17 protein-coding genes are annotated in these 25513 nt (G+C 73.2%); 10 read left to right on the top strand and 7 right to left on the bottom strand.

Features of this window, described 5'->3' with window-relative positions; all coding sequences use genetic code 11:
- Nucleotides 1-16: 16 nt before the first annotated feature.
- A complete protein-coding gene (locus DB32_RS45065; protein ID WP_083457234.1) occupies nt 17-4621 on the top strand; it encodes a sigma 54-interacting transcriptional regulator in 4605 nt (1534 codons plus the stop codon).
- Between the two features lie 7 nt (nt 4622-4628).
- Here DB32_RS45065 and DB32_RS07950 read toward each other — a convergent pair whose 3' ends face one another.
- The 5 genes from DB32_RS07950 to DB32_RS07930 form a co-directional block, all read right to left on the bottom strand.
- Nucleotides 4629-7661, bottom strand: coding sequence for an efflux RND transporter permease subunit (locus tag DB32_RS07950; protein ID WP_240481176.1), 3033 nt, complete (start codon nt 7659-7661; stop codon nt 4629-4631).
- A 60-nt stretch (nt 7662-7721) separates the two neighbouring features.
- The gene (locus DB32_RS07945) at nt 7722-8906 is read right to left on the bottom strand and encodes an efflux RND transporter periplasmic adaptor subunit (RefSeq protein WP_053231813.1); all 1185 of its coding nucleotides are present in this window, start codon (nt 8904-8906) and stop codon (nt 7722-7724) included.
- On the bottom strand, nt 8903-10054 hold the full coding sequence (locus tag DB32_RS07940; protein ID WP_169791372.1) for a TolC family protein: 1152 nt from the start codon (nt 10052-10054) through the stop codon (nt 8903-8905). The genes DB32_RS07945 and DB32_RS07940 overlap by 4 nt, the downstream gene beginning before the upstream one ends.
- A gap of 179 nt (nt 10055-10233) precedes the next feature.
- The gene (locus tag DB32_RS07935; RefSeq protein WP_053231811.1) at nt 10234-10542 is read right to left on the bottom strand and encodes a hypothetical protein; all 309 of its coding nucleotides are present in this window, start codon (nt 10540-10542) and stop codon (nt 10234-10236) included.
- Between the two features lie 42 nt (nt 10543-10584).
- Nucleotides 10585-11880, bottom strand: coding sequence for a monooxygenase (locus DB32_RS07930; protein WP_053231810.1), 1296 nt, complete (start codon nt 11878-11880; stop codon nt 10585-10587).
- Nucleotides 11881-12192: 312 nt separating this feature from the next.
- Here DB32_RS07930 and DB32_RS07925 point away from each other — a divergent pair, with 312 nt between their 5' ends.
- On the top strand, nt 12193-14523 hold the full coding sequence (locus DB32_RS07925; RefSeq protein ID WP_053231809.1) for a glutamine--tRNA ligase/YqeY domain fusion protein: 2331 nt from the start codon (nt 12193-12195) through the stop codon (nt 14521-14523).
- A gap of 132 nt (nt 14524-14655) precedes the next feature.
- Nucleotides 14656-15828, top strand: coding sequence for a hypothetical protein (locus tag DB32_RS07920; RefSeq protein WP_053231808.1), 1173 nt, complete (start codon nt 14656-14658; stop codon nt 15826-15828).
- Here the strand turns inward: DB32_RS07920 and DB32_RS07915 are convergent.
- Nucleotides 15806-16222 carry a DUF6010 family protein gene (locus DB32_RS07915; RefSeq protein ID WP_053231807.1) on the bottom strand — a complete coding sequence of 139 codons (417 nt, stop codon included), beginning with the start codon at nt 16220-16222 and terminating at the stop codon, nt 15806-15808. The two genes, DB32_RS07920 and DB32_RS07915, sit on opposite strands and share 23 nt — an antisense overlap.
- Before the next feature lie 34 nt (nt 16223-16256).
- Here DB32_RS07915 and DB32_RS07910 point away from each other — a divergent pair, with 34 nt between their 5' ends.
- A complete protein-coding gene (locus tag DB32_RS07910; RefSeq protein ID WP_083457233.1) occupies nt 16257-17255 on the top strand; it encodes a GlxA family transcriptional regulator in 999 nt (332 codons plus the stop codon).
- Between the two features lie 177 nt (nt 17256-17432).
- Here the strand turns inward: DB32_RS07910 and DB32_RS07905 are convergent, their stop codons facing one another.
- Nucleotides 17433-18665: an epoxide hydrolase family protein gene (locus DB32_RS07905; RefSeq protein WP_053231806.1), complete on the bottom strand. Its 1233-nt coding sequence runs from the start codon at nt 18663-18665 to the stop codon at nt 17433-17435.
- Between the two features lie 272 nt (nt 18666-18937).
- Between DB32_RS07905 and DB32_RS07900 the strand changes: the two genes are divergently transcribed.
- The 6 genes from DB32_RS07900 to DB32_RS07875 all read left to right on the top strand — a co-directional run bounded on the left by DB32_RS07900 (nt 18938) and on the right by DB32_RS07875 (nt 25506).
- Nucleotides 18938-19591 (top strand): VOC family protein, encoded by a 654-nt coding sequence (locus DB32_RS07900; RefSeq protein WP_053238726.1) that lies wholly within the window; start codon nt 18938-18940, stop codon nt 19589-19591.
- On the top strand, nt 19588-20964 hold the full coding sequence (locus tag DB32_RS07895; RefSeq protein ID WP_053231805.1) for a dihydrolipoyl dehydrogenase family protein: 1377 nt from the start codon (nt 19588-19590) through the stop codon (nt 20962-20964). Before DB32_RS07900 ends, DB32_RS07895 begins: the two co-directional genes overlap by 4 nt.
- 78 nt (nt 20965-21042) lie before the next feature.
- Nucleotides 21043-23058 (top strand): serine/threonine-protein kinase, encoded by a 2016-nt coding sequence (locus DB32_RS07890; RefSeq protein ID WP_053231804.1) that lies wholly within the window; start codon nt 21043-21045, stop codon nt 23056-23058.
- A gap of 36 nt (nt 23059-23094) precedes the next feature.
- A complete protein-coding gene (locus tag DB32_RS07885; RefSeq protein ID WP_053231803.1) occupies nt 23095-23622 on the top strand; it encodes a hypothetical protein in 528 nt (175 codons plus the stop codon).
- 82 nt (nt 23623-23704) lie between these two features.
- A complete protein-coding gene (locus DB32_RS07880; RefSeq protein WP_053231802.1) occupies nt 23705-24502 on the top strand; it encodes an SCE4755 family polysaccharide monooxygenase-like protein in 798 nt (265 codons plus the stop codon).
- A 257-nt stretch (nt 24503-24759) separates the two neighbouring features.
- Nucleotides 24760-25506 carry a hypothetical protein gene (locus tag DB32_RS07875; protein ID WP_157068833.1) on the top strand — a complete coding sequence of 249 codons (747 nt, stop codon included), beginning with the start codon at nt 24760-24762 and terminating at the stop codon, nt 25504-25506.
- Nucleotides 25507-25513: the final 7 nt, after the last annotated feature.

Below are 25513 nucleotides of genomic sequence, written 5' to 3'. Positions count from 1 at the left end.
CGCGAGAATTCGCGGAGTGAGCACGCCGCGATTGCACCACTTGGTACAGTCGAGTGTACCATTTGGTACAGTGCTCGCGCCCGGGTCGATCATCGCGGATCGCTATCGCGTCGAGGGCGTGCTCGGGCGCGGCGGCGCGTCGACCGTGCTCGCGGTGCACGACGAGCGCACCGGCGACGAGGTCGCGCTCAAGCTCGTCGCGCTCGACGAGCCCGGGCTCGCCGATGCGTTCCGCGACGAGCTCGGCGCGCTCACGGGGCTCGCGCATCCGAGCCTCGTGCGCCTGCTCGACGTCGGCGTCGCGCGCATCGACGGCGCGGCGCACGGCTTCTACACCGCGCCCCGGCTCGAAGGACGCGACCTCGAGGAGCACGCACGCGGTCGCGCGTGGGACGCGGTCGAGCCGCGGCTCGCGGAGGCGCTCTCCGCGCTCTTCACGCTCCACCGCAACCTCGTGCTCCACGGCGATCTCACGCCGCGCAACGTGCTGGTCGGCGCGCGCGGCGCGACGCTGATCGATCTCAGCTGCGCGCGCAGCGTCGGCGCGCGGAGCGCGACGGGCCTGCGCAAAGGCGAACTGCGCGGCACGCCGGGGTTCGTCGCGCCCGAGTGGATGCGCGGCGAGCCGGGCGATGCGCGCTCCGATCTGTTCGCGCTCGGGCGGACGCTCGAGGTGCTCGCGAAGGCGTGTCGCGGGCGCGTGCCCGCGCACGTGCGGCGTCTCGCCGCGCGCCTGCTCGCCCTCGATCCCGCGGAGCGCCCGGTCGACGTGCTCGAGGTGTGCGACCTGCTCGCGCTGCCGCCGCCGACGTCGGGACCGGCGGACGCGTCGCGCACGATCGGTCGCGACGCGATCGTCGCGCAGCTCGAGTCGGCGCTCGACGCGCTCGTGCACGCTCGATCGGGGCCGCGCGCGATCGCGCTCGTGGGCGCGCCGGGCGCGGGTCGCACGCGCCTGCTCTCGGAGCTGCGCTGGCGCGCGCAGATGCGGGTGCGCGTCGAGGAGGCGATCGGGCGCGAGGCGCGCCTCCAGCGCGCGCTGGAGCGGATCGCGGGACAGCGCGTCGCCGATGCGCGCGACGTGATCGCGATGCTGCGACGGGTGCGCGCGGCGGGCACTCGCACCGTGCTGGTGCTCGACGACGTCCACCGGATCGAGCCGATGGAGCGCGCGCTCGCGCGCGCCCTCGTGGCGCTGCTCGAGCCGAGCGATCCGCTGCTCTTCGCGGTGACCACGCTCGAGCGCGGGGAATCGCTCGAAGGCGCGCTCGAGCTCCGCGTGCCGCCGCTCGACGACGACGCGGTGCGGCGCTGGCTCGGAGGGCGCGTGCCCGCGGCGCAGGTCGAGCCGATCGTGCGCGAGGTGCGCGGCCTGCCCGGGGAGATCGCGGCGCGCTTGCGGCGCGGCACGACCACGTCGGGCGCGATCGACGTCGCGCCGCTCTCGAGGGCTGCGCGCGAGGTGCTCGCCGAGCTCGCCGCGGGCGGCGCTGCGCCGAGCGAGCGCGAGGGCGCGATCGAGCTGGTGCACCAGGGTCTCGCGCGCGTCGAGGACGGAGCGCTGCGGATCGCGCGCGCCGAGGACGTCGAGCGCGCGCGTCGTGCGCTCGGCGACGAGGCCTTGCGCGCCGCGCACGCGCGGCTGGCCGATCGCGCGGAGAGCGCGGGATCACGCGCGCGGCACCTGCTCGGCGCGGGGCGCATCGACGAGCTCGAGCAGCTCGTGCGCGACGGAGCGTCGGGGGTCGACACCGTCGCGTCGGAGCTCGCCGCGATCGCCGTCGATCACGACGTCGTCCTGCGCTGCGCGCGCGCGCTCGAGGACGCGGGGCGCGCCGACGAGGCGATCCGCGTGCTCGCTCGTGCCCGGCGACGCGGCGCGCCCGCGGGCGCGCTCCACCTCCGTGCGGCGATCGCGCAGCTCAAGCTGAGCCGCCCCGCGATCGCGCTGCGTCACCTCGCGCGCGTCGTCGATCCCGCGCTGCGCGCCGAGGCCGCGATCGAGCGCGCGCGCGCGCTGGTCTTCTCGGGCGATCACGTCGCGGCCGAGCCGATCGCGCGCGACGCGATCGCGATGCTCCCCGAGGGGCCGCTCCTCGCGCGCGCCCACGAGATGCTGGGGGTCGCCCTCGCCTATCGCGGAGATCCCGCCGCCGATCACCACCTCGACGTCGCGGAGCGCGCCGCGACCGATCCGCGCGCCGAGGTGCGCGTGCGCAGCTACCGCGCGATCGCGGCGTACCGGCGCGGCGCGCTCGACGAGGCGGCCGAGGGATACCGGCGCGCGCTCGAGCTCGCGCGCGCGCATCGCCTGCTCGATCAGATCGCGAGCGCCGCGCTGAACCTCGCGACGATCGACCATCGCGCGGGGCGCTTCGGGGGCGCGCTCGAGCTCTACGACGAGGCGCGCGAGCTCTCCGCCGCGCTCGGCATCCCGCGCGCGGAGGCGTCGGTGCGCGGAAACCTCGCGCAGCTCTATCTCGAGATCGGCGCGCTCGATCGCGCGCGCGCCCTGGCCCGCTCGGCGTGCGCGCTCGCGGAGCGACACGCGCTGCCGTTCACCGCGCGCGCGGCCGAGCTCGTCGAGGCGGAGATCGATCTGCGCGAGGGGCATCGCGACGCTGCACGGGCGCGCCTCGCGCGGCTGCGTCGCGCGTTCGAGGCCGATCGATCGAGCCGCGAGCTCGCGGAGACGATGATCCTGACGGCGCGGCTCGGTGGCGCGGACGTCCGCGAGGCGCTCGACGTCGCGCGCGCGGCGATCGAGGCCGCGCACGCCGACGATCTCTGGGCGCGCTTCCACCTGGCGCAGGCCGAGCACGAGACCGCGCGCGGCGCGCACCACGACGCGATGCGTGCGCTCGAGCGCGCGTCGGCGCGCGCACCGCAGGAGGCGGACCTGCGCGCGCACATCGAGGCCGCGTGCGCGCGGGTCGCCGCCGCGACCGGCGCGCGTCACGCCGCCCAGGAGCACGCGCGCGCCGCGCTCGCGTCGTGGGATCGATGCGCCGCGACGCTGCCGCCCGCGCTGCGCGAGGCGTTCGCGCGGCACCCCGATCGCGCGCCGATCTTCGCGAGCATGCGCGCCGAGAGCGCGCCGAGCCCCACGCGCGACGACGGTCGCGCGCGCGAGCTGGAGCGCTTGCTCGAGCTGGCGCGCAACGTCGCGCGCGCGAAGAGCGCGGACGAGATCCTCGAGCGCGCGATGGACGCCGCGATCGAGCTCACCCGCGCCGAGCGCGGCTTCGTGCTGCTGCGCGAGGGCGACGCGCTCTCGGCCGCGGTCGCGCGCAACATCGATCGCGAGGACCTCGCGGGCTCGGCGACGAAGTACAGCCGCACGATCGCGGCGCGCGTGATCGAGCGCGGCGATCCCGTCCTGACGACCGACGCGGCCGAGGACGAGCGGTTCGCGGGCGAGCGCTCGGTGCACGCGATGCGCCTCCGCTCCGTGCTCTGCGTCCCGGTGCGCGCCCACGACGCGGTGCTCGGCGCGCTCTACCTCGACAACCGCTTCGAGCGCGCGCGCTTCGACGACACCGACGTGCGGCTGTTGGCGGGGTTCGCCGATCACGTCGCGATCGCGCTCTCGAACGCGCGCCTCCGCGCCGAGCTCGAGCAGCGCACGCTGGAGCTCGAGGACGAGCGGCATCGCATCGAGGCGCTGCTCGACGCGCGCACGCGCGAGGTCGAGCACCTCTCGCGTCACGCGCTGTCGCCGAGCGCGTCGTCGTTCCACGGGCTCGTCGGTCGCACCCCTGCGATGCGGAAGCTCGTCGCGGCGATCGAGCGGCTCGCGAGCGCGACGGCGAGCGTGCTGATCGAAGGCGAGAGCGGGAGCGGCAAGGAGCTCGTCGCGCGCGCGATCCATCGCGCCGGGCCGCGCGCCGATCGTCCGTTCGTCGGCCTGAATTGCGGCGCGGTCCCCGAGTCGCTGCTCGAGTCGGAGCTGTTCGGCCACGTGCGCGGCGCGTTCACCGGCGCCGACCGCGATCGCGCCGGGCTCTTCGTGCAGGCCGCGGACGGCACGCTCTTCCTCGACGAGGTCGGCGAGATGTCCGAGGCGATGCAGGTGAAGCTCCTGCGCGCGCTCGAGTCGCGCGAGGTGCGTCCCGTCGGCGGCGCACGCACGATCCCGGTGCGCGCGCGGATCGTGTCCGCGACGAACCGGCGGCTCGAGCACGAGGTGCGCGCCGGGCGCTTCCGCGAGGATCTCTACTACCGGCTCGCGGTCGTCGTGCTCCCCGTGCCCCCGCTGCGCGAGCGCGCGGACGACATCCCGTGGATCGCGCGAAGCCTGCTCGAGCGGATCGACCCGCGCCTCGAGCTCACGCGCGGCGCGGTGGAGCGCCTCGCGCGGCACGCGTGGCCGGGCAACGTGCGCGAGCTCGAGAACGTGCTGCGCGCCGCGAGCGTGTTCGCGCGCGGGCGGCGCATCGACGCGGACGACCTCGTGATGCCGGTGATCCACGCGAGCCCGAGCGAGGACGAGCCGGCGCGCATCGCGCGCGCGCTCGAGCGGCACGCGTGGAACGTGTCGCTCGTGTCGCGCGAGCTCGGCATCCCGCGGATGACGCTGTATCGGCGCCTCCGCGAGCACGGGCTGACGCGCCCTCGGTGAGCGCGGCTCATCGCGCGCTCGCGCGGCGCTGCCGGAGCCGCTCGACCAGCGCGTAGAACGTGGGGAGCGCGAGCAGCGTGAACAGCGTCGACGTGGCGAGCCCGCCGATCATCACGATCGCGAGCGGCCGCTCGATCTCCGTGCCGCGCAGCGGGAGCACCAGGATCGGCAGGAGCCCGAGCATCGCGGTCGCCGCGGTCATCACCTTGGGCCGCAGCCGGCCGAGGCTCGCGCGCTCGAGCGCCGCCTCGAAGGGCAAGCCCTCGGCGACGAGCCCGCGCGTCTGGGTGACGAGCACGAGCCCGTTCTGCACGGCGATCCCGAAGAGCCCGATCAGCCCGACCAGCGACGACACGTTCCACGTCTCGCCGGAGATCCAGAGCGCGAGGATCCCGCCGACGAACGCGTCGGGCAGCGTCGCGAGGATGACGAGCGTCTCCTCGAGCGAGCCGAGCGCGATGTAGAGCAGCACGAGCACCGCCGCGATCGCGACGGCGATCGCGAGCGCGAGCGATCGCGTCGCGCGCGCCTGGGTCTCGACGCGCCCACCGACGTCGAAGAAGTAGCCGGTGGGCAGCTCGAGCTGCTCGAACAGCGCAGCGCGGATCTCCGCCGCGGTGCTCGCGAGGTCGCGTCCCGAGACGCTCGACTCGACCGCGACACGACGGCTGCCCGCCTCGCGACGGATCGCGGCGGGCCCGAGCGTCTGCTCGATGCGCGCGACCTGGCCGAGCGGGATGCGCGTGCCGTCGTGCCCGTCGAGCAGCAGCCCGCGGATCGCGGCGAGGTCTCCGCGATGCGCGTCCTGCAGCCGCAGCAGGACGTCGACGCGCCGCGGACCGCGCCACAGCTCGCCCGCGACGTCGCCGACCATGCCGATGCGCACCGCCTCGACGACGTCGCCCGGCGTGAGCCCCACGCGCGCCGCGGCGGCGCGATCGACCTCGATCCGGATCTGCGGGAGCGAGCTCGCGCGCTCGGCGCGCACGTCGGCGGTGCCGGGCACGCGCTCCACGATCTCGCGCGCCTGCTCCGCGAACGTCGCGAGCCGCGCCGAGTCGGGCCCGAAGATGCGCACGGCGATGTCGGCGGGCGTGCCGCCGAGCCCCTCGTCGATGCGCATGCCGAGCGGCGTCGTGAACAGCGCCGTCACGCCGGGCACGCGCTCGAGCCGCACGCGCATCGCGTCCGCGAGCTGCTGCCCGCTGCGCGCGCGGTCGGGCCGGAGCACGACGAGCACGTCGCTGATCGTGTGCGGCATCGGGTCCTCGGTGCGCTCCGAGCGGCCGGTGCGGCGCACGACGTCGTCGACCTCGGGGAACTCGCGCAGCGCGTCCTCGACGCGGTGGTTGAGGAGATCGACCTCCTCGAGCGACGCCTCGGTCGGCAGCACCGTCTGGATGAGGAGCGCGCCCTCGTCGAGCCGCGGCATGAGGTCGCCGCCGATGCGCATCGCGATCACGACGGCGGGGACGGTGACCAGCAGCGCGGTGATGCGCACGAGCCAGGCGTGGCGCATCGCCCACGCGAGGAGCGGCTCGTACGCGCGTCGCAGCGCGCGGACCACGCCGACCTCGCTGCCGGCGCTCGCGCTCGGGCGCAGCACGATGCTCGCGAGGACGGGCGTGAACGTCAGCGCGAGCGCGAGCGACGCGCCGAGCGACGCGATCACCGCCGCCGCGAGCGGCGCGTACATGCGTCCTTCGATCCCTTGCATCGCGAAGAGCGGCAGGAACACCGCGACCACGATCAGCGTCGCGAACGCGATCGGGCGCGCGACCTCGGCCGCCGCGTCGATCGCGCGCGCGCGCAGCTCCGGTCCGCGGGCGAGCCCCTCGGTGCGATGCATGACGTTCTCGACGACGATGATCGACGCATCGACGAGCAAGCCGACCGCGATCGCGAGACCGCCGAGCGTCATCGTGTTGAGCCCGACACCGAGCCACGGCAGCACGAGCCCCGCGATCGCGATCGAGAGCGGCAGCGTGAGCGTCACGACGAACGCGCCGCGCGCGTCGCCGAGCAGCACGAAGAGCACGAGCACCACGAGCAGCGCACCGATCAGCACGGCGCGCCCCACGCCCGAGAGCGCCTCGTCCACGAGCTCGGCCTGGTCGTACGCGACCTCGAGCGACACGCCCTCGGGCAGCGTCGGCCTCAGCTCCGCGAGCGCCGCGTGGACGCCCTCCGAGACCTCGGCGGTGTCCGCGCCGAACTGACGCACGACGCGCAGGCTGACGACCTCGCCCTCGAGGCGATGCGCGAGACCGCGACGGATCGCGGGCGCGTCACGGACCTCCGCGACGTCGCCGAGCAGCACGGGCACGTCCCCGCGCATCGCGACGACCGTGCTCGCGAGATCCTCGGGGCGCTCGGCGCGACCGACCGCGCGCACGCTCCACTCGATCGAGCCCTGCACCACGAAGCCCGCGGCCGCGTTCGCGCTCGCGGTCTCGACGGCGTGCTGAACCTCGGAGAGCGTCACCCCACGCGCCGACATCCGCTCGGGGTCGAGCTGCACCTGCACCTCGCGCAGATATCCGCCGAGCCGCTCGACCGCGGCGATGCCCGGCACCGCGAGCAGACGGTTGCGGATCTCGAGCTCCGCGAGGTCCCGGAGCGTCATCGGATCCGCGGCGCCAGGCGCCGCTTCGAGCGTCAGCTCCATCACCTCGTTGAGCCGCCCGGTCAGGCTCGAGAGCAGCGGCGGCTCGCTGCCGGGAGGCAGCGAGGACGCGACCTGCGCGACGCGCTCCGCGACGAGCTGGCGACCGAGGTAGTAGTCCGCGTCGGGCTCGAGCTCGACCGTGACCTGCGCGACCCCGAGCTGCGACGACGAGCGCACGCGCCGCGCGCCGGGCAGCCCGGCGAGCGCGTTCTCGAGCGGGATCGCGATCGCCGTCTCGAGCTCTTCGGGGCCCATCGACGCGTTCTGCACGATGATGTTGAAGACCGGCGCCGACAGATCGGGGAACACGTCGCGCGGCAGGTCGGAGAAGGTCGCGGCGCCGATCGCCGCGGCCGCGAGCGTGAGGAGCACGACCAGCAGAGGCCGTCGCGCCGAGGAGCGTACGAGCGTCTCGAGCATCGTCTTCGCGCCTCAGTGGTGGTGGTGCTCGTCGCCGCCGCCCTGCGCGCGCTCGGCTTCGGCCTTGAGGAGGAACGCGCCGTCGACGACGACGCTCTCGCCTTCGGTGAGGCCCGAGACGATCTCGACCTCGCCGCCGAAGTCGCGCCCGCGCCCGACCTCGCGCGCCTCGAAGCGTCCTTCGCCACGCGGGACGAACACGACCCACCCCTCGGCGAGCCGCTGCAGCGCGCCGCTCGGCACCGCGAGCAGCCGGTCGTCGCGCTCGCCGATCGCGATCGACGCGGTCGCCGCCATCCCGGGCCGCAGCGTCCCGTCGGCGTTGCTCAGCGCCGTCACGATGTCGAGCGTGCGCGAGCGCGTGTCGACCTGCGTGCCGACCCGCGTGACCGACGCGTCGAGCGCGGCGCCGGGCCGCGCCGCGAGCGACACCCGCACCGGCGCACCGCGCTCGATGCGCACCGCGTCGCGCTCGAACACGTGCGCGACCACCCAGAGCTCCGAGATGTCGGCGACGCGGAAGAGCACGTGACCGGGCTCCACGACCGCGCCGACGATCGCGTCGCGCGCGAGCACGATGCCCGCGCGCGGGCTCGTGAGCACCACCTGACCTCGCGGCCCTCCGCGCACACCACGCGCCGCGCCGCTCGCGGCGGCCAACGCCGCGCGCGCCTGCGCGAGCTCGGCCTCCGACTCCTGCACCTCGCGCGCGGGCACGATCCGCTCTTCCGCGAGCGCCCGCCTCCGCGCGAGCGTCGACTCCGCGAGCTGCACGCGCGCGCTCGCGGCGGACACGTCGGCGCGAAGGGGCGCCGCGCCGAGGCTCACGACGTGCGCGAGCGGCTGCCCTTCCTCGACACGATCCCCGACGTTCACGAGCACCCGCTCGATGCGCGCCTCGAGCAGCGGCGCGACGTCGGTGCTGCGATCGGGATCCGTCTGCAGCTCCGCGAGCGCGGTGACCATCTCGCCGCCCGCTCGCGCCTCCACCGGCGACGTCGTGAGGCGCAGATCGCGGAGCATGCTGCGATCGATCACGAGCACGCCCTCCTCGGCCTCGCCGTGCCCTTCGTCCGCCTCGTGCTCGTCGCCGTGCGCCTCGTGCTCGTGCTCGTCCTCGTGGCGCTCGCCGGCCTCACCGCCGCCGCACCCGAGGCTCGCGGCACAGAGCAGCCACACCGCCGCGCGCGCCGTCATCGCGCACCTCCCGCCGCCGCTTCGAGCGTCATGCGCGCGCTCGCGGCGTCTCGCGCTCTCGTCACGAGCAGCGTTCGCGCCTCCACCACCTCACGACGCGCGAGGAGCACCTCGCCGAGAGGCAGCTCGCCCGCGTCCCACGCGCGCGCGACGAGCACCTCCACCTCGCCCGCCGATCGCGCCGACTCCACGCTCGCCGCGAGCGCATCGACCGCCGCGTCGTACGCCTCGCGCGCCGTCGCGATCTGCACCGCGACCGTCGACTCGCGTCGCTCGAGCTCGGCGCGTGCAGCATCGAGCCGCGCGTGCGCCTGCTCGCGCGCGCCGTGCCCCGCGTCGAACACCGGCAGCGTGAAGCCGAGCGTCAGCAGCCCCATGTGATCGTGCTCTTCGAGCTGATACGCGAGCCCTGCGACGAGCTCCGGCACCGCGAGCGCTTCGGCGACGCGGACGCGCGCGCGCGCCTCGCGCTCTCTCGCGCGCGCCGCGACGACGTCCGCACGCTCGCCGCTCTCCGTCGACGCGCGCCACGCCACCGCGATGGACGCGAGATCGCCCTCGACGTCGAGCGCGTCGGCTGCGGGGATCCCGAGCAGCAGGCGGAGCGCCCCGATCTCGCGCCGCAGCTCCGCGCGCGCATCGTCCCGCTCCGACAGCGCCGCGGCGCGCGCGAGCTCGATCCTCCGCACGTCGACGATCGACGCGTCTCCGGCGTCCACCCGGCGCTGCGCGACCTCGCGCATCGTGTCGAGCAGCTCGAGGCCCGACTCCGCGAGCGCCGCACGATCCCGCGCCGCGAGCGCAGCGAGATATCGCGACGCGACCTCCGCCGTCAGCACCCGCGCGACGTCCGCGAGCGCCGCCTCGGCCGACGCGACCCTCGCGCGCGCCGCGTCGATGCGCGCGCCGCGCGCGTCGGAGAGCTCGAACACCTGCTCGATCCCGACGCTGAGCTGCACGATCCACTCGCCGTCGGTCGTGTAGCGCGGCCCGCCCTGCGCCTCGATCAGCGGGTTCGTCCGGAGCGGCACCGCCGCCGACGTGACCTCGCCGCGCGCCTCGGCGAGCTCGGCGCGCGACGCGATCAGATCCGGCGCGCGCTCCCGGGCCCGCGCGAGCGCCTCTTCGAGCGTGAGCGCGCGAGCCACGCCGCTCGCCCCGAGCCAACACACGACAGCGCAGATCGCCGCAGCGATCGACCCGAACGAACGCATGACACACCCCGAGCGAGCGAGACCGTACGAGCGACGCTCGACGCACGCGCGATCGCGCGCTCGAGCGCCATCACGCACCGCCGCACGGACGCGGCGGTGCATCGACGGAACGCTCAGGATCTCGGGATGCGGAGGAGCCCGCGCGGATCGGGCTCCAGCGGCCTTCGCTCGACGGCGACCCCGAACGTCGAGTCGCGCTCGACGGGCAGCGTCGCCCCGGCGATCAGCGGCGCGGTGACGACCGCGATCGGGCGGTAGCACCCACCGCAGCGGTCGGTGTCACCGCAGAGCGGCGGGCACTCGTCTTCGTCGTCGCAGCCCGCGTCGTCGCACGCGCACTCCGGCGCGGCGACGATCGCGAGCAGGCCGGTCACCTGCAGTGACAGCACGACGAACAGCAGCGCCGCGACGAGGGCTCGCACTCCGTCGCGAGCTTAGTCGACGGAGCGCCGCGCGTGCCACCGTCAGTCCGCTTCGATCGTGTAGAACGTCGCGAGGCACATCTCGTCGAGCGTGCCCTCGCCCCACGTCGTCGCCTCGTCGCGCTCCATCGTCGAGTACGTGCACGTCACGTGCAGCTCGTCGTCCGGCGAGAGCGTCACCGGCCGCTCGAGGAAGTAGCTGCGCTGCCATCCGAACCGATAGTCGGGGATGTCGACGAGGCACGCGGTGCCCTCGCTCCCCGATCGCTCGATGTGCATGCGCCGCCCGAGCCCGTGCATGTGCGCGCGCACGCCCATGATCCGCAGCGGACGGCCGCCTTCGAAGAGCGGCGTCGTGCCCGCGACGCTCGAGAAGATCGTCGAGTACGTGCCCGCGCGCATGCGGACCGACTTCTCGATCTCCTGCTGGCGCGGCGGGAGGTTCAGCGCCGCGTCGGTGAAGAACCACGGGCGCATCGGGTGCTCGACCTCGGTCGCGGTGCGCATCCGGATCGTCGTGCGATCGGGCAGCGCGCCGTTCGCGTAGTGGTAGTGGACCTGCACGAGCAGCGGGCGCGCCGGATCGACCGCGACGCCGGTGCCCTCGGGGTGGTGCACCGGTCCCGTGCCCGGCGCCCAGTTCATCAGCATGCTCGCGCGCACGCTCTCGCCGGGCCCGCCGAGGCACGGATAGCCGAGCCCCTCGGCGCCGTCGTCGAGCGCGCGCGCCGCGTCCACCGCCGCGTCGTTCTGCGGCTGGAACACGACGACGTGGTGCACGACGCGCGGCTCTCCGGGCACGACCTCGTAGTCGGTCACGTAGCGCGGCACGTCGCCCTCGACGTCGTCGTCGAAGAGGAAGCAGCGATAGTCGTCGAGCAGCTCCGACGGCGGCTCGTACGCCTCGGGCATGCGCGCTTGGTGCGTCACGCCTTCGAGCGCGGGCGGCGGCGCGATCTCCGGCAGGCCGCGCGACGCATCGCCCATCGGATGTCCGGCGTCGACCCAGCGCTGGAAGAGCGCGATGTCGGCGTCCTCGAGCCACATCGCGTCGTGGTAGGTCGCGCAGTCGCCGCTGTTGTCGGGCAGGAAGGGCGGCATCGATCGGCTCGCGATCGACGCCGCGATCAGCGGCCCGCGCGCGCTCACCTCGTCGTAGGTGATCAGCGGGAAGGGCCCGATGCCGCCCGGCTGATGACAGGTCTGACAGTGCTCCGCGAGCAGCGGTGCGATCTCGCCGTAGAAGGTCGGAGCGACGTCCTCCGTCGCTCCATCACACGCAGCCAACACCCCGAGCGAGCCCCACGAGAGGCTCGCCGCGCGCTTCGCCCATCCCATGCTCCACCTCCAAGCGCCCGAGACGCGGGCCCCCTCCGCGTCGAGATGGGAGCGGACGGTACGTGAGCCGACGCACGCCACAAAGGCGCCGCGAGTGGTGACACGCAGCGCTGCGCGGCCGGCCCTCCACATCACGAATTCATGAGTAGTTACCGCGTGATACACGCGTCACGCGGGGCGCTCGCGATCTCCGACGATGTGCGCGCGCATCCCTCAGCGGTCGCGCGTCGGCGTCGCGATTGGCGCCGTCGTCGTCGAGCACGCGACGCGCGTCGTCAGCGTGTCGCCATGGTCTTAGACTCCCGCCCCCACATGTCTTCCGAACCCACGCCCACCACCGCGCGGCGCGCGCACGACTTCATCCGCGACATCATCGACGAGGACCTGCGCGCGGGGCGCCACACCCGCATCGCGACGCGGTTCCCGCCCGAGCCGAACGGCTACCTGCACATCGGACATGCGAAGTCGATCTGCCTGAACTTCGGGGTCGCGCGCGAGTACGGAGGAACGTGCAACCTCCGCTACGACGACACGAACCCGGAGAAGGAAGACATCGAGTACGTGCGCTCGATCGAAGCGGACGTGCGGTGGCTCGGGTTCGCGCCGACGGGCGTGTACTTCTCGGCCGACTACTTCCCGAAGATGTACGAGCTCGCCGAGCGCCTCGTGCGCGAAGGGAACGCGTACGTCTGCGATCTCGACGAGGAGCAGATCCGCGTCTACCGCGGATCGCTCAGCGAGCCCGGCAAGCCGAGCCCGTACCGCGATCGCTCGGTCGAGGAGAACCTCGATCTGCTGCGGCGCATGAAGGCGGGCGAGTTCCCCGACGGCGCGCGCACGCTGCGCGCGAAGATCGACATGGCGTCGCCCAACATGAAGCTGCGCGACCCGCTGCTCTATCGGATCCGCCACGCCGAGCACCACCGCACCGGCGACGCGTGGTGCATCTATCCGATGTACGACTACGCGCATCCGCTCGAGGACGCGATCGAGGGCATCACGCACTCGATCTGCACGCTCGAGTTCGAGAACAACCGCGCGGTCTACGACTGGGTGCTCGAGCACACCGGACCGTGGACGCCGCGGCCGCGCCAGTACGAGTTCGCGCGCCTCGCGCTCGACTACACGGTGATGAGCAAGCGCAAGCTGCTCACGCTCGTCGAGCGCGGTCACGTGAGCGGATGGGACGACCCGCGCATGCCGACGATCGCGGGGATGCGCCGCCGCGGCTTCAGCCCCGAGGCGCTGCGTGCGTTCGCGGAGATGATCGGCGTCGCGAAGGCGAACTCGACGGTCGACATCGGCAAGCTCGAGTACTGCGTCCGCCAGGACCTCAACCAGAGCGCGCCGCGCGTGCTCGGCGTGCTGCACCCGATCGAGGTCGAGCTCGTCGGGGCGACCCCGATGACGAGCGAGGCGCCGTTCTTCCCGCCCGACGTGGGCAAGCCGGGCTCGCGCCCGCTCGCGCTCGGATCGCGCATCTACGTCGATCGCGACGACTGGCGCGACGAGCCGCCGGCCGACTACCAGCGCCTCGCGCCGGGTCGCACGGTGCGTCTGCGCTACGGCCTCTGCATCACCGCGGACGCGGTGGTCGAGCGCGACGCGCAGGGCAACGTGACGAAGCTGCGCGCGATCGCGCATCCCGAGACCGTCGGCGGCGGCAACCCGGCCGATGGCCGCAAGGTCTCGGGCGTCGTGCACTGGGTCGACGCGGAGACGAGCGTGCCCGCGGAGGTGCGCCTCTACGATCGACTGTTCAAGAGCGCGAAGCCCGAGGAGGGCGGTGCGGACTTCCTCGAGCAGCTCGATCCCGCGTCGCTCGTGGTGGTGCGCGGCGCGCGCGTCGAGAAGAGCCTCGCGTCGGCCGAGGTCGGCTCGCGATGGCAGCTCGAGCGCGTCGGATACTTCGCCGTCGACTCCGACACGAAGCCGGGCGCGCTCGTGCTGAACCGGATCGTCACGCTGCGCGACTCGTACGCGGAGAAGACGAAGACGCCGGAGCGCGCGGACAAGAAGGACCTCGAGCCGAAGGAGAACGCGAAGGCGAAGACGCGCCCGAAGACTCGCTCGCCGAAGGAGTACCGCGCGGAGGCGCGCGCACGCGATCCGCAGCTGCAGTCGGCGCACGACGCGATGATCGCGATGGGCCTCGGCGCGGACGCGGCGGATCTGCTGAGCGGTGATCGCGCGACGGCCGATCTCTTCGTCGCGACGACGAAGCTCGGCGCGGCGCCCGACGTGACCGCGAAGTGGATGATCAACGAGCTCCCGCGCGCGCTCGGCGGCAAGGAGCTCGGCGAGGTCTCGCTCGATGCGCCGCGCTTCGCAGCGTTCCTCGCGAAGCTCGCGGGCAACGCGCTCACGGGATCGGCGGCGAAGCAGGCGCTCGCGGACATGATCGCGACCGGCAAGAGCGTCGACGACGTCGTGCGCGAGAGCGCGGCGCCGGCGTGGAGCGCGGAGCAGATCGCGGCCGAGGCCGATCGCCTGATCGCCGCGAACGCCGACAAGGCCGCGCAGGTGAAGGCGGGCAAGGTCGGTCTGCTCGGGTTCTTCGTCGGACAGATGGTGAAGGCCGCGCCGGGCGCGGATCCCAAGGAAGTGAACCGCGTCCTGCGCGAGCGCCTCGGCATCGCGTGAGCCCTGGCGGCGCTCGTCGGTGCGAGCCGACGAGCGCCGATGCACGCAGCGACGCCAACGCAGTTGGCGGGCGACCGCGCGAGCGCGCGACGTTTCTCGCGAGGCACGACTCTCGCTCTCGCGTGGTGATCGATGCCGAGGATCGAGATTGCGACGATCGCGCTCGCGCTCGCCGCGTGCGCCGAGGCGCACGTGCCCGACGACGCGCCGATGCCCACGCCGTGCGCCGACACCGACGAGCTCGATCTGCTGATCGTCATCGACAACTCGGGCTCGTTGGGCGAGGAGCAGGCGAGCCTGTCCGAAGCGCTCCCGCGCTTCGTGCAGGCGCTCTCGACCGGCGATCGCGACGACGACGGAGCGCGCGACTTCGATCCCGTGACGTCGCTGCACGTCGCGATCGTGACGACCGACATGGGCGTCGGCGGTCACGACGTCCCCACCTGCGATGGTGGCCTCTTCGGCGCCGAAGCGGGCGACGACGGCGTGATGATCACGCGCGGACGCACGGCGATCACGGGATGTCTGCCGAGCTATCCCGCGGTCTTCGAGCACCACGCGGGCGGTGACGCATCGAGCTTCGCGTTCGACGTCTCGTGCGTGCTCAACGCCACTGGCGGGTGCGGCTTCGAGCAGCCTCTCGAGGCCGCGCTGAAAGCGCTCTCCCCCGCCGCGCCGCAGCCCGGGATGATCGACGGATACACGCCGCCGCTCTTCCATCGCGGCACGCGCGGCCACGGCGACGGACGGAACGCCGGCTTCCTCCGCGAGAACTCGGTGCTCGCCGTGCTCGTCGTCACCGACGAAGAGGACTGCTCGACGACGGACCCCGGCATCTTCGATCCGAGCGACGCGCGCTTCTCCAGCGTCGATCTCAACCTCCGCTGCTTCTCGTTCCCCGACGTGCCCCATCGCGTCGCGCGCTACGCCGCGGGCGAGGACGGGCGCGCCGGGCTCCTCGGGCTGCGTCGCGATCCCAGCCGCGTCGTGCTCGGCGTGCTCGCGGGGATCCCCGTCGCCGCGACGCCGGACCCCGCGCGCCCCGACTACGACGTGATCCTCGGTCACCCCGACATGCAGGAGATCGTCGATCCGTCGATACCGACGCGACTGCGGCCGTCGTGCAACGTGCCGGGGCGCGGCTTGTCGTTCGCGCCGCGCCGCATCGTGGAGACCGCGCGCGCGCTCGAGGCGCGTGGCGCCGGCGCGATGGTCGGCTCGATCTGCCAGGAGAGCTACGACGGCACGCTCGACGCGATGGTCGACACGCTCGCCGCCGCGCTCACGCGGCCCGAGTGCTCGTGATCCGCGGAAGCGACGGCGCGCCCGCGAAGAACCAGAGCCCGATGATCGCGTCGAAGATCAGGCAGCCGAACGACGAGGTCTCCATGAACGGCCAGATCGGGTTGCCGTAGAGGTGATGCACGAGGTCCCACGCCGAGTGCATCCACCACGCGACGGCGATCGCACGATGGGAGCGCAGACCGCGATACGCGACGACGCTGCCGATCGCGGCGAACGGCAGCTCCCAGACCCCGAGCCCGCCGCTCAGGTACACGCCCATCGCCCCGCCCACGAGCACCGCGTTGAATTCGCGGCGCGCCGGCTCGCGGACGCGCGACATCACGAGCACGAACACGAGCGCGCCGATCGCCGGGCCGACGTAGTCGAGCGCATCGGATGGAAAGGGCCGGTGCATGGTCGGACGCTACGAGCGCGCGTAGATTCGGGCCATGTCCGGAAAGACATCGTTCGACGGATTCACGCCATCGCGCCGCACGCGCCCGATCGGGCGTCGCGTCGTGGTCGTCGTGTTCGACGGTGTCGTCCTCGGTGACCTCGCGATCCCGTGCGAGGTGTTCGGGCGAGCGCGCGACCGCAGCGGCACGCCCGCGTACGACGTGCGCGTCTGCGCGGAGACGCGGAGGGTCCATGCCGAGCACCTGACGCTCGAGGTGCCCCACCGGCTCACGGCGCTGCGTCGCGCCGACGTGGTCGTCGTGCCCGGGCTCGATCGCCTCGAACGTCGCGTGCCCGATGCCACGCTGCGCGCGATCGGCGCCGCGGCGAAGCGCGGCGTGCGCGTCGCCTCGATCTGCACCGGCGCGTTCGTCCTCGCCGCGACGGGCGCGCTCGATGGTCGCGCTGCGACGACGCACTGGCTGGCCGCGGACGAGCTCGCGCGACGGCATCCGAGCGTGCGGGTCGATCCGCGCGTGCTCTACGTCGACGTGGGCACGGTGCTCACGTCGGCGGGGGCCGCGGCGGCGTTCGATCTGTGCCTCCACCTCGTTCGCCGCGACCTCGGCGCCGAGGCCGCTGCGGAGACCGCGCGCGCGTGCGTGATGCCGCTCGAGCGTGCGGGCGGACAAGCGCAGTTCATCGCGCACCCGCCCGCGCCGCGGGAGTGGCCGTTCGCCGCGCTGCTCGCGTGGGTCGAGCAGCACCTCACGCGCGATCTGTCGGTGTGCGTGCTCGCGCGGAGAGCGGCGATGAGCGAGCGCAACTTCTCTCGTCGCTTCCGGAAGGAGCTCGGGACCACGCCGGCCACGTGGGTCGCACGAGCCCGCGTGCGTCGCGCGCAGCGCCTGCTCGAGACGACGGATTGGTCGATCGATCGCGTCGCGGCCGAAGCCGGGTTCGGAAGCGCGACCGTGCTGCGCGAGACCTTCGCTCGCCTCGTCGGCACGAGCCCGCGCGCGCACCGGCGCTCGTTCGGCGCGCCCGCCTGATCGCGCGCCGCACGGCCGCGCACGCCGGCGATCACCGCGCGGCGCGCGCACCAGCAGGAGCACGCAGCGGCATGCTCCGCGCTGCCGACGACATCACTGCGTAACACTCCGAGTTCGCGCGCAGGTGGCCGGCGCGCCGGGGCGTGGCTCGAACGCCCCGCGCGCGCTCGTGGCCTTTCAGCGAAGCGACCGGAACGCGGTGCGCAGCTCCCGCGTGAGCGCCTGGGGCTGCTCCCACGCTGCGAAGTGCCCGCCTTCGTCGAGCCGGTTGTAGTGGATCAGCTTGGGATACGCGCGCTCCGCCCAGCTCCTCGGCGCTTGGAAGAGCTCGTCGGGAAACGCGCTCACGGCGGTGGGGATCGAGACCTTCTTCGCGTCGAAGAACGCGAGCTCGTTCTCCCAGTACAGACGCGCCGCCGAGATCGCGGTGTTCGTCAGCCAGAACAACGTGACGTTGTCGAGCACGTCGTCGCGCGAGAGCCCTCCGGGCCGTCCGTCGAACGCGCGTGCGATCAGCTCGTAGCTGCGCGCGTCGTGATCGATCATGAACGCCGCGAGACCCACGGGAGAGTCCGCCAGGGCAGTCAGGGTCTGCGGGCGCGTCCCCATCAGGATCGCGTAGCCGATCTGCGTGTAGAAGAAGGCGAGCTGCTCGTACGCGCGCCGCTCGTCGGCCGCGAGGCTCGACGGAGGCGGCGCGCCGTCCTTCAGCGCCTTCGCGATCTCGGGCGGGACCGCGCCGGGCATGTTGGTGTGGATCGCGAGGAGCTCGGGCGCGGCTTGCTCACCCATCATGTCGGTCACGAGCGCGCCCCAGTCGCCGCCTTGCGCCACGAAGCGCGTATACCCGAGGCGCTTCATCAGCACGACCCACGCGCGCGCGATGTGCGCCGGATCCCATCCAGTGGTGGTCGGCTTGCCCGAGAACCCATATCCCGGCATCGACGGAATCACGACGTCGAACGCGTCCGCCGCACTCCCGCCATGAGCGGTCGGATTCGTGAGCGGATCGATGATCTTCAGCTGCTCGACGATCGATCCCGGCCAGCCGTGCGTGACGATGATCGGGAGCGCGTTCTCGTGCTTCGAGCGCACGTGGATGAAGTGGATGTCGAGGCCGTCGATCTCGGTGATGAATTGCGGCAGTGCGTTCAGCTTCGACTCGCACTTGCGCCAGTCGTAATCGGTCGCCCAATACCGCGCGAGCTTCTGGATCGTCGCGAGCTGCACGCCTTGGGACGCATCCGAGACGGTCTCCCGCTCGGGCCATCTCGTCGCGTCGATGCGCCGCTTCAGCTCCGTGAGCTCCGCGTCCGGGACGCTCACTCGGAACGGCCGGATCGCGCGCTCGCCGGCTCCGCTCGGAGGTCCTTTCTTCCGCGGCTCTCCGACCCTCTGCGTGTCTCTCATGGACCGTCACGTGGAGTCGCGCCCGGCCCCGGCAAGCTCCTCGGTCGACGGTCCACCGCGCGCGCTCGCCGCGGCAGAGCGGGGTGACCAGCCCCACCCGCGCAGCCGACGTGTCGTTCGCCGCATCTCGCGCAGCACGTGAGTCACACGCTTCGCCGCGGACGTCGCGCGAAGCGTGTCTCTCGGCACAGGGATCGACTGTTGCGCTCATGGGCGCGCGCGGCGGCGGTCGTTCGCAGTCGGACGTCGGCTCGCCCGCCCAGGAGGCAGAGATGGCCAGCGTTCAGCCGAGCACCGAGCGGAAGCCCACGACGAGCCCGACCACGACGACGATCGAGATGAAGCTCGAGGTCGTGGTCATCCCGGTCTCCGACGTCGATCGCGCGAAGGCGTTCTACACCGGCCTCGGCTGGCGCCTCGACGCGGAGATCGGAGACGGGAAGAGCTTCCGCGGCGTGCAGGTCACGCCTCCTGGATCGCAGTGCTCGGTCCACTTCGGCAAGGGGATCACGTCGGCCGCGCCGGGCTCGGCGGCCGGGCTCTATCTCGTCGTCTCCGACATCGCCGCGGCGCGCGCGGATCTCGTCGCGCGCGGCGTCGAGGTGAGCGATCTCTTCCAGCTCGATTTCGCGACCGGCGCACGCACGCCCGGCGCGAATCGCGAGCATCGCAGCTACACGACGCACGCGACCTTCCGCGATCCCGACGGCAACCAGTGGATCCTCCAAGAGGTCAACGGGCGACTCCCGGGACGCGTCGACGCGCCGTCGTTCACGTCCGCGAAGGACCTGGCGAGCGCGCTGCGCCGCGCGGAGACCGCGCACGGCCAGCACGAGGCGCGGACGGGGCAGAAGGACGCGGACTGGCCGAGCTGGTACGCGGACTTCCTGCTCCGAGAGCAGGCCGGTCAGGAGCCGCCCTCGTGAGCGACTTCGACGTGATCGTCATCGGCGGAGGCTCGCCCGGCGAGCACTGCGCGGGCGCGCTCGCCGAAGGAGGGCTGCGCGTCGCGCTCGTCGAGCGCGAGCTCGTGGGCGGCGAGTGCTCCTATTGGGCGTGCGTTCCGTCGAAGACGCTGCTGCGGCCCGGCGAGGCGACGCACGCCGCGAACGACGCCGCAGGGCGCGCGACGATCGACGTCGAGGCCGCGCTCGCGTGGCGCGACTTCATGGTCTCGAATTACTCCGACGCCGGTCAGGAGCGCTGGCTCGCCGAGAACCACATCACGCTGCTCCGTGGCCGTGGCCGGCTCGCGGGCGTCGGCGTCGTCGAGGTCGATGGCGCGCGGCACACGGCGGAGCACGTCGTCCTGGCGACGGGCTCGGATCCGATCGTGCCGCCGGTGCCCGGCGTGCGCGAGCTCGAGGGGCTCTGGACCAGCCGCGACGCGACGAGCATGAAGCGCGTCCCGCGGCGGCTCCTCGTGCTCGGCGGTGGCCCGGTCGGCGTCGAGATGGCGCAAGCCGTTCGTCGTCTCGGCGGTGAGGTCGCGCTGGTCGAGGGAAGCGCGCACGTGCTCCCGCGCGAGCCCGCGCCGCTCGGCGAAGCGCTGGGCGAGGTGCTGCGTCGCGACGGCGTCGAGCTCGCGTGCGGCGTGCGCGCGACGAGCGCGCGGCGTGACGGCGCGGACTACGTGCTCTCGCTCGACGACGGTCGCGAGCTGCGTGGTGATCGACTGCTCGTCGCGACCGGTCGGCGCGCGCGCGTCGACGCGATCGGCCTCGAGACGGTCGGGGCGGTCGTGAGCGAGCGCGGGATCGCCGTCGACGCACGCCTCCGCGCGGCCGAGCGGCTCTGGGCGGTCGGCGACGTCGTGCAGGGCACGTGGCAGCTCACGCACGTGGGCAAGTACCAGGCGGAGATCGTCGCGGCGAACATCCTCGGCGAGCCGCGCGAAGCGAGCTACGACGCGGTGCCGCGCATCGCGTACACCGACCCGCAGGCCGCGGCGGTGGGCGCGACCGACGGGCGGTTCCGCGCGACGGTCGAGCTGAAGTCGGTGGCGAAGACCGCGACCTATTCGCGCGCGTACGCCGAGAGCGACGGGTTCCTCACGCTGCTCGGCGATGGCCGGCGCGTGATCGGCGCGTACGCGCTGGGCCCCGACGCGGGAGAGTGGCTGCAGCAAGCGACGCTCGCGATCCGTGCGCGCGTCCCGCTCGAGGTGCTGCGCGACACGATCCAGCCGTTCCCGACGTTCTCCGAGATCTACGTCGCAGCGCTGCTCGCGCTCCATCGCGAGATCGGCGCGTCGCAGCGGGACACGCGCGCGACGCCGGCCGCCCGGCCCGCACCCTGAGCCCGCTCCGCCGCTCGATGCCGAGCACGCTCGTCGTGCGCAGCGCGTCCGGGTACCATCGTCGCCGACCGAGGCCCGATGGCGCAGCGCAGTGAGCCCAAGCCTCCCGCCGACGATGGCGCGCGCACCGACGCGCGCGCGACGAAGGTGGTGACCGGCGCCGTCATCGACGGCCGCTATCGCGTCCTCTCGCCGCTCGGCGAAGGCGGCATGGGCACGGTGCTGATCGCCGAGCACGTCGAGCTCGGGCGCCGCGTCGCGCTGAAGGTGCTGCAGGAGCGTGTCGGGGACGACCCGACCATGCGCAAGCGCTTCCAGCGCGAGGCGAAGACGCTCGCGACAATGTCGCACCCGAACATCGTCGCGCTGAACGACTACGGGATCTGGGAAGGCACGCCCTACCTCGTCATGGAGCTGCTCGAGGGGCGCACGCTGCGCGACCTCCTCGACGCGGAGCGCGTGCTCCCGCTGCGACGCGCGCTCGTCATCGCGCAGCAGATCCTGCGCGCGCTCTCGTACGCGCACGGGCTCGGCGTGATCCATCGCGACCTGAAGCCGGGCAACGTGTTCCTGCAGGCGCTGCCCGACGACGTCGATCACGTGAAGCTGCTCGACTTCGGGTTCGCGAAGTTCGTGAACCAGGCGTCGAGCTCGATGGTCTCGTCGGACGGCATCGTGCTCGGGACGCCGGCGTACATGGCGCCCGAGCAAGCGGGAGGCACCGTCGATCACCGCGCCGACGTGTACGCATCGGCGGTGTTGATCTTCGAGATGCTCTCGGGGCGTCGACCCTTCGAGGGCGAGCCGCTCGAGATGCTGCGCGCGCGGCTCGTCGCCGATCCGCCGCGGCTCGGCGAGGTGCTGCGTGACGTGGACGTCGCGCCGGAGCTCGAAGAGGCGCTGTCGCGCGCGCTCTCACGAAGGCCGGTGGATCGCACCGAGAGCGCGGCCGAGCTGTCGCGCGCGCTCGCGAAGCTCGGCCCCGACGCGATCGCGACGCGCGCGAAGGGCGCGAAGCCGAGCGCGAAGAAGCCTCCGACGACGAAGGCGACGACGCAGGAGCTCGGCTCGAAGGATCTCGGGCGCGTGCGCCCGCCAGCGCCGCGACGACGACGCCGGCGATCGGTCTCGCCGCTGTGGGCGCTCCTCGCGCTCGTGTCGCTCGCAGGGCTCGCGCTCGCGGGGTGGCGCGCGACGCCGTGGGGCGCGGAGCACGATCCGCTCGAGATGCTGCGCGAGACGTGGTCCGCCGGGGCGCCGCCTGCGAGCGTGCCCGAGGTGATCGAGGAGGCGCCCGCGCTCGAGCCCTCGCCTGCGATCGACGACGACGCGATCGTCCAAGCACCGCCGCCCGCACCCGCGCCCGAGGTGACGGAGCCTCTCGAGCTGCCGACCGACGTGCCGCCGCTGGAGCCGCCGCCCGTGATCGATCTCGCAGCGGCCGCGCTCGTCGAAGCACCGCCGGTCGATCCTGCGCTCGAGGCGATCGCACCGGACGAGGCCGCTGCGCTCGTGGCGGAGGAGCCCGCCCCGGTGGTCGCGGAGGTCGCGCCGGCCGACGAGGTCGAGCCGGTGATCGCCGAGCCCGCGCCGGTCGCCGACGAGAGCGAGCCGATCGCCGACGCGCCGAGCGAGGCGCCATCGGCCGACGTCATCGAAGATCCGTGGACGCGCCCGATCCCGACCGAGCTCGCCGCGCTGCGCGCACGCGTCCTCGACGCACCGGCCCTGCCCGCGCCGATCGATCTGCGACGCGTCGCGAGCTACGCCCGCCAGGATCCGAGCGATGCGCGCGCCATCGTCCTGCTCGCGCACGGCTACGTGCGCATTCGATGGATGGCGGAGGCGCTCGAGCGGTACGAAGAGGCGCACCGCATCGACGCGTCGCTGCGCGGCGATCCGTTGATGCAGCAGAACCTCGTCGCGCTCTCGACGTCGCCCGTCGTCGGCGCGCGCGCGAGCGCGCTCGTCACGTCGATCTACGGACGCGAAGCGCTCGTCGTGATCGACGCCGCGCTCGCGAGCCCGACGCTCGACGAGCGCGGCCGCGCGCAACTGAGCGCGCTGCGCGACGCGATCGCCGCGCTGCCCTGAGCAGCGTGGCGCTGCGGACCTGATACGGTCGTGCGAATGACCGACCGCACGCTCGAGATCCTCCGCGAGCATCTCGACGGAGACTTCCGTGTCGTCCCGCTGGCCCAGACACCCGTCTCGCGCGAGCAGATCGCGGCGATCGGCGCGCGCGTCGGCGTGACGTATCCAGTGGAGCTGGCCGATCACGTGTGCGGCCGTTTCCCCGGAATGTACGTCGAAGTGAAGGAGAGCGTCTGGCCGCGCCCGAAGCCCTACGACGTCGGGCCGTTCTGGAGCTTCCTCTACGCGCTGCACACGTACACCTCGGCGCCCGAGAGCGAGCCGTGGATGCGGCTCGACCACGCGGCGGAGAGGTTCCGCGCGAAGACGGGCCTCGACGCGGCACCGGTGCTGAGGATCGAGGGCGACGCGAACGTGTATTGCATCGACGCGCGCGGCGCGCTCTGCCGCTTCCACCACGAGCTGAACCGGCTCGAGCCGGTCGAGGGCGACTATTGGTCGCTCCTCGATCGCGAGCTGCGCGAGCTGCGCGAGCGCAAGGATCGGAAGAAGCGCGCGCCGTAGCGGGATGACGCGCAGCCGTTCCGGACCGGTCGGGCGCGGCAGCGTGGTACCGTGCTCGCGCATCCACGGTAGAGGGGGCGAGATGAGCGAGAGCAGGAACGGGCGGGCGCGAGGCGTGCGTGTCGGCGTGGTGCTCCTCGCGTGCGTCGCGCTCGCTGCGCTCGCGCCGCGCGAAGTGGGCGCGCACTTCTTCCTCGAAGATCCGCCCTCGTGGCGCGACCAGAACGCCCTCGGCGACCCGCAGAAGACGGGCCCCTGCGGGAACGAGGGGAGCGCGGCGGAGACGGGCGCGGTGACGGCGTATCGCACCGGCGAGACGATCACGATCACGCTCCGCGAGACGATCTTCCACCCCGGGCACTTCCGCATCGCGCTCGCGGTCGACGATCGCAGCGAGCTGCCTCCGCCGCCGCCCGTCACGCCCGGATCGACCGACTGCGGCAGCGTGCCGATCATGGATCCGCCGGTCTTCCCGGTGCTCGCGGACGGCGTGCTCCCGCACACGTCGCCGCTCTCGGGAGAGCAGACGATCGAGGTCACGCTGCCGCCCGGCGTCACGTGCGATCACTGCACGCTGCAGATCACCCAGTGGATGTCGAACCACGGCGCGCCGTGCTTCTACTACCACTGCGCCGACATCTCGATCACCGACGTCGTCGTCGACGCCGGGCCCGAGGTGGACGCGTCGATCCCGGGCGTCGATGCGTCGACGCCGATGGACGCAGGGAACGTCGCGCGCACCGACGCCGGCGGCTCGCCCGCAGCGACGTCGTCGTCGTGCGGCTGCGCGACGCCGGGACGCGGAGCAGGCGCGCGCGGCCTCGTCGGCGTCGTCCTCGTCGCGCTGGTGATCGCGTTCCGTCGCGGCCGTCGCGTGTGACGCGCGCGCGTCGTGTCGGCAGCCGTGAGCTGCCTCGATGCGACGCGTGAGATCGGTGGCCGAAAAGGACACGAGAACGAGCGTCGGGACGCCTCGGTCGCTGGGGCCGTGAGACCGATGCGGTGAGCGGGATCGTCAGTCCCCGCGAACGAGCTGCGCGGGGGACACGAGTCCCGCGACGCGGTCGGAAATCTGCGCGATTCGTGTCGATCACGCGCCGCATCCACGCGGGCACGTGCCGTGCTGAAGCGCCGCGCATGAACACGCGTTGGTGCCTCTCGTTGCTCGTCGTCGTCCTCGGTGGTTGCGCGGACGCGGGTACACCGTCGGGTCGCGCGGGCTCGCGCACGAACGACGCAGCCGTGCCCGCGACCGATGCCGCGACGGGACTGCAGGACGCCGCGGACGTCGACGGATCGATCTCCGCGTCGGGCGAGCGATGCGGCAACGGCCTCGACGACGACGACGATGGAGCGATCGACGAGAGCTGCTCCTGCGCGCTCGGCGAGACGCAGCCCTGCCACCCCGATCGCGCCGTCGCCGGCATCGGCGCGTGCGCGCACGGCGAGCAGACGTGCGAGGTGACCGGAGAGTTCGGCGTGTTCGGCGAGTGCACGGGCGCCGTCGCGCCGACCGACGAGATCTGCGGGAACCAGATCGACGAGAACTGCGACGGGGTCCCCGACGACGCATGCCCGACGATCGTCGAGGTCGACGTCGACCTCGACGGCGACTGCCTCACCGCGAGCTGCCCCGCCGAGGCACCCTACCCGGTCGGATGCGACATCGTGATGGACGGCCGCGATCCCCGAGGCTGCGTCGCCAGCGATCCGATGCAGCCGGTGGTGTACTTCCAGGAGGGCGACGCCTGCGGCTCGGGCCACGTGTCGGGCACGCTCTCGTGCTCGAGCGAGCCGGGCGCGGGCCTGAGCGAGACGAGCTGCATGATCAACAAGAGCACGCGCTACTACCCGCGCGATCGCGGCGGGTGCCCGGACACCTGACCCGCCC

Source organism: Sandaracinus amylolyticus, from assembly GCF_000737325.1.
GTDB lineage: Bacteria > Myxococcota_A > Polyangia > Polyangiales > Sandaracinaceae > Sandaracinus > Sandaracinus amylolyticus.
This window is presented reverse-complemented; position numbering and strand designations above follow the sequence as displayed.

What these genes read in the sequence shown, in the direction of transcription:
- DB32_RS07945 (WP_053231813.1), bottom strand. Translation starts at nt 8,906, where the DNA reads ATGACGGCGCGCGCGGCGGTGTGGCTGCTCTGTGCCGCGAGCCTCGGG.
- DB32_RS07930 (WP_053231810.1), bottom strand. Translation starts at nt 11,880, where the DNA reads ATGGGATGGGCGAAGCGCGCGGCGAGCCTCTCGTGGGGCTCGCTCGGG.
- DB32_RS07925 (WP_053231809.1), top strand. Translation starts at nt 12,193, where the DNA reads ATGTCTTCCGAACCCACGCCCACCACCGCGCGGCGCGCGCACGACTTC.
- DB32_RS07920 (WP_053231808.1), top strand. Translation starts at nt 14,656, where the DNA reads ATGCCGAGGATCGAGATTGCGACGATCGCGCTCGCGCTCGCCGCGTGC.
- DB32_RS07915 (WP_053231807.1), bottom strand. Translation starts at nt 16,222, where the DNA reads ATGCACCGGCCCTTTCCATCCGATGCGCTCGACTACGTCGGCCCGGCG.
- DB32_RS07910 (WP_083457233.1), top strand. Translation starts at nt 16,257, where the DNA reads ATGTCCGGAAAGACATCGTTCGACGGATTCACGCCATCGCGCCGCACG.
- DB32_RS07905 (WP_053231806.1), bottom strand. Translation starts at nt 18,665, where the DNA reads ATGAGAGACACGCAGAGGGTCGGAGAGCCGCGGAAGAAAGGACCTCCG.
- DB32_RS07900 (WP_053238726.1), top strand. Translation starts at nt 18,938, where the DNA reads ATGGCCAGCGTTCAGCCGAGCACCGAGCGGAAGCCCACGACGAGCCCG.
- DB32_RS07890 (WP_053231804.1), top strand. Translation starts at nt 21,043, where the DNA reads ATGGCGCAGCGCAGTGAGCCCAAGCCTCCCGCCGACGATGGCGCGCGC.
- DB32_RS07885 (WP_053231803.1), top strand. Translation starts at nt 23,095, where the DNA reads ATGACCGACCGCACGCTCGAGATCCTCCGCGAGCATCTCGACGGAGAC.
- DB32_RS07880 (WP_053231802.1), top strand. Translation starts at nt 23,705, where the DNA reads ATGAGCGAGAGCAGGAACGGGCGGGCGCGAGGCGTGCGTGTCGGCGTG.
- DB32_RS07875 (WP_157068833.1), top strand. Translation starts at nt 24,760, where the DNA reads ATGAACACGCGTTGGTGCCTCTCGTTGCTCGTCGTCGTCCTCGGTGGT.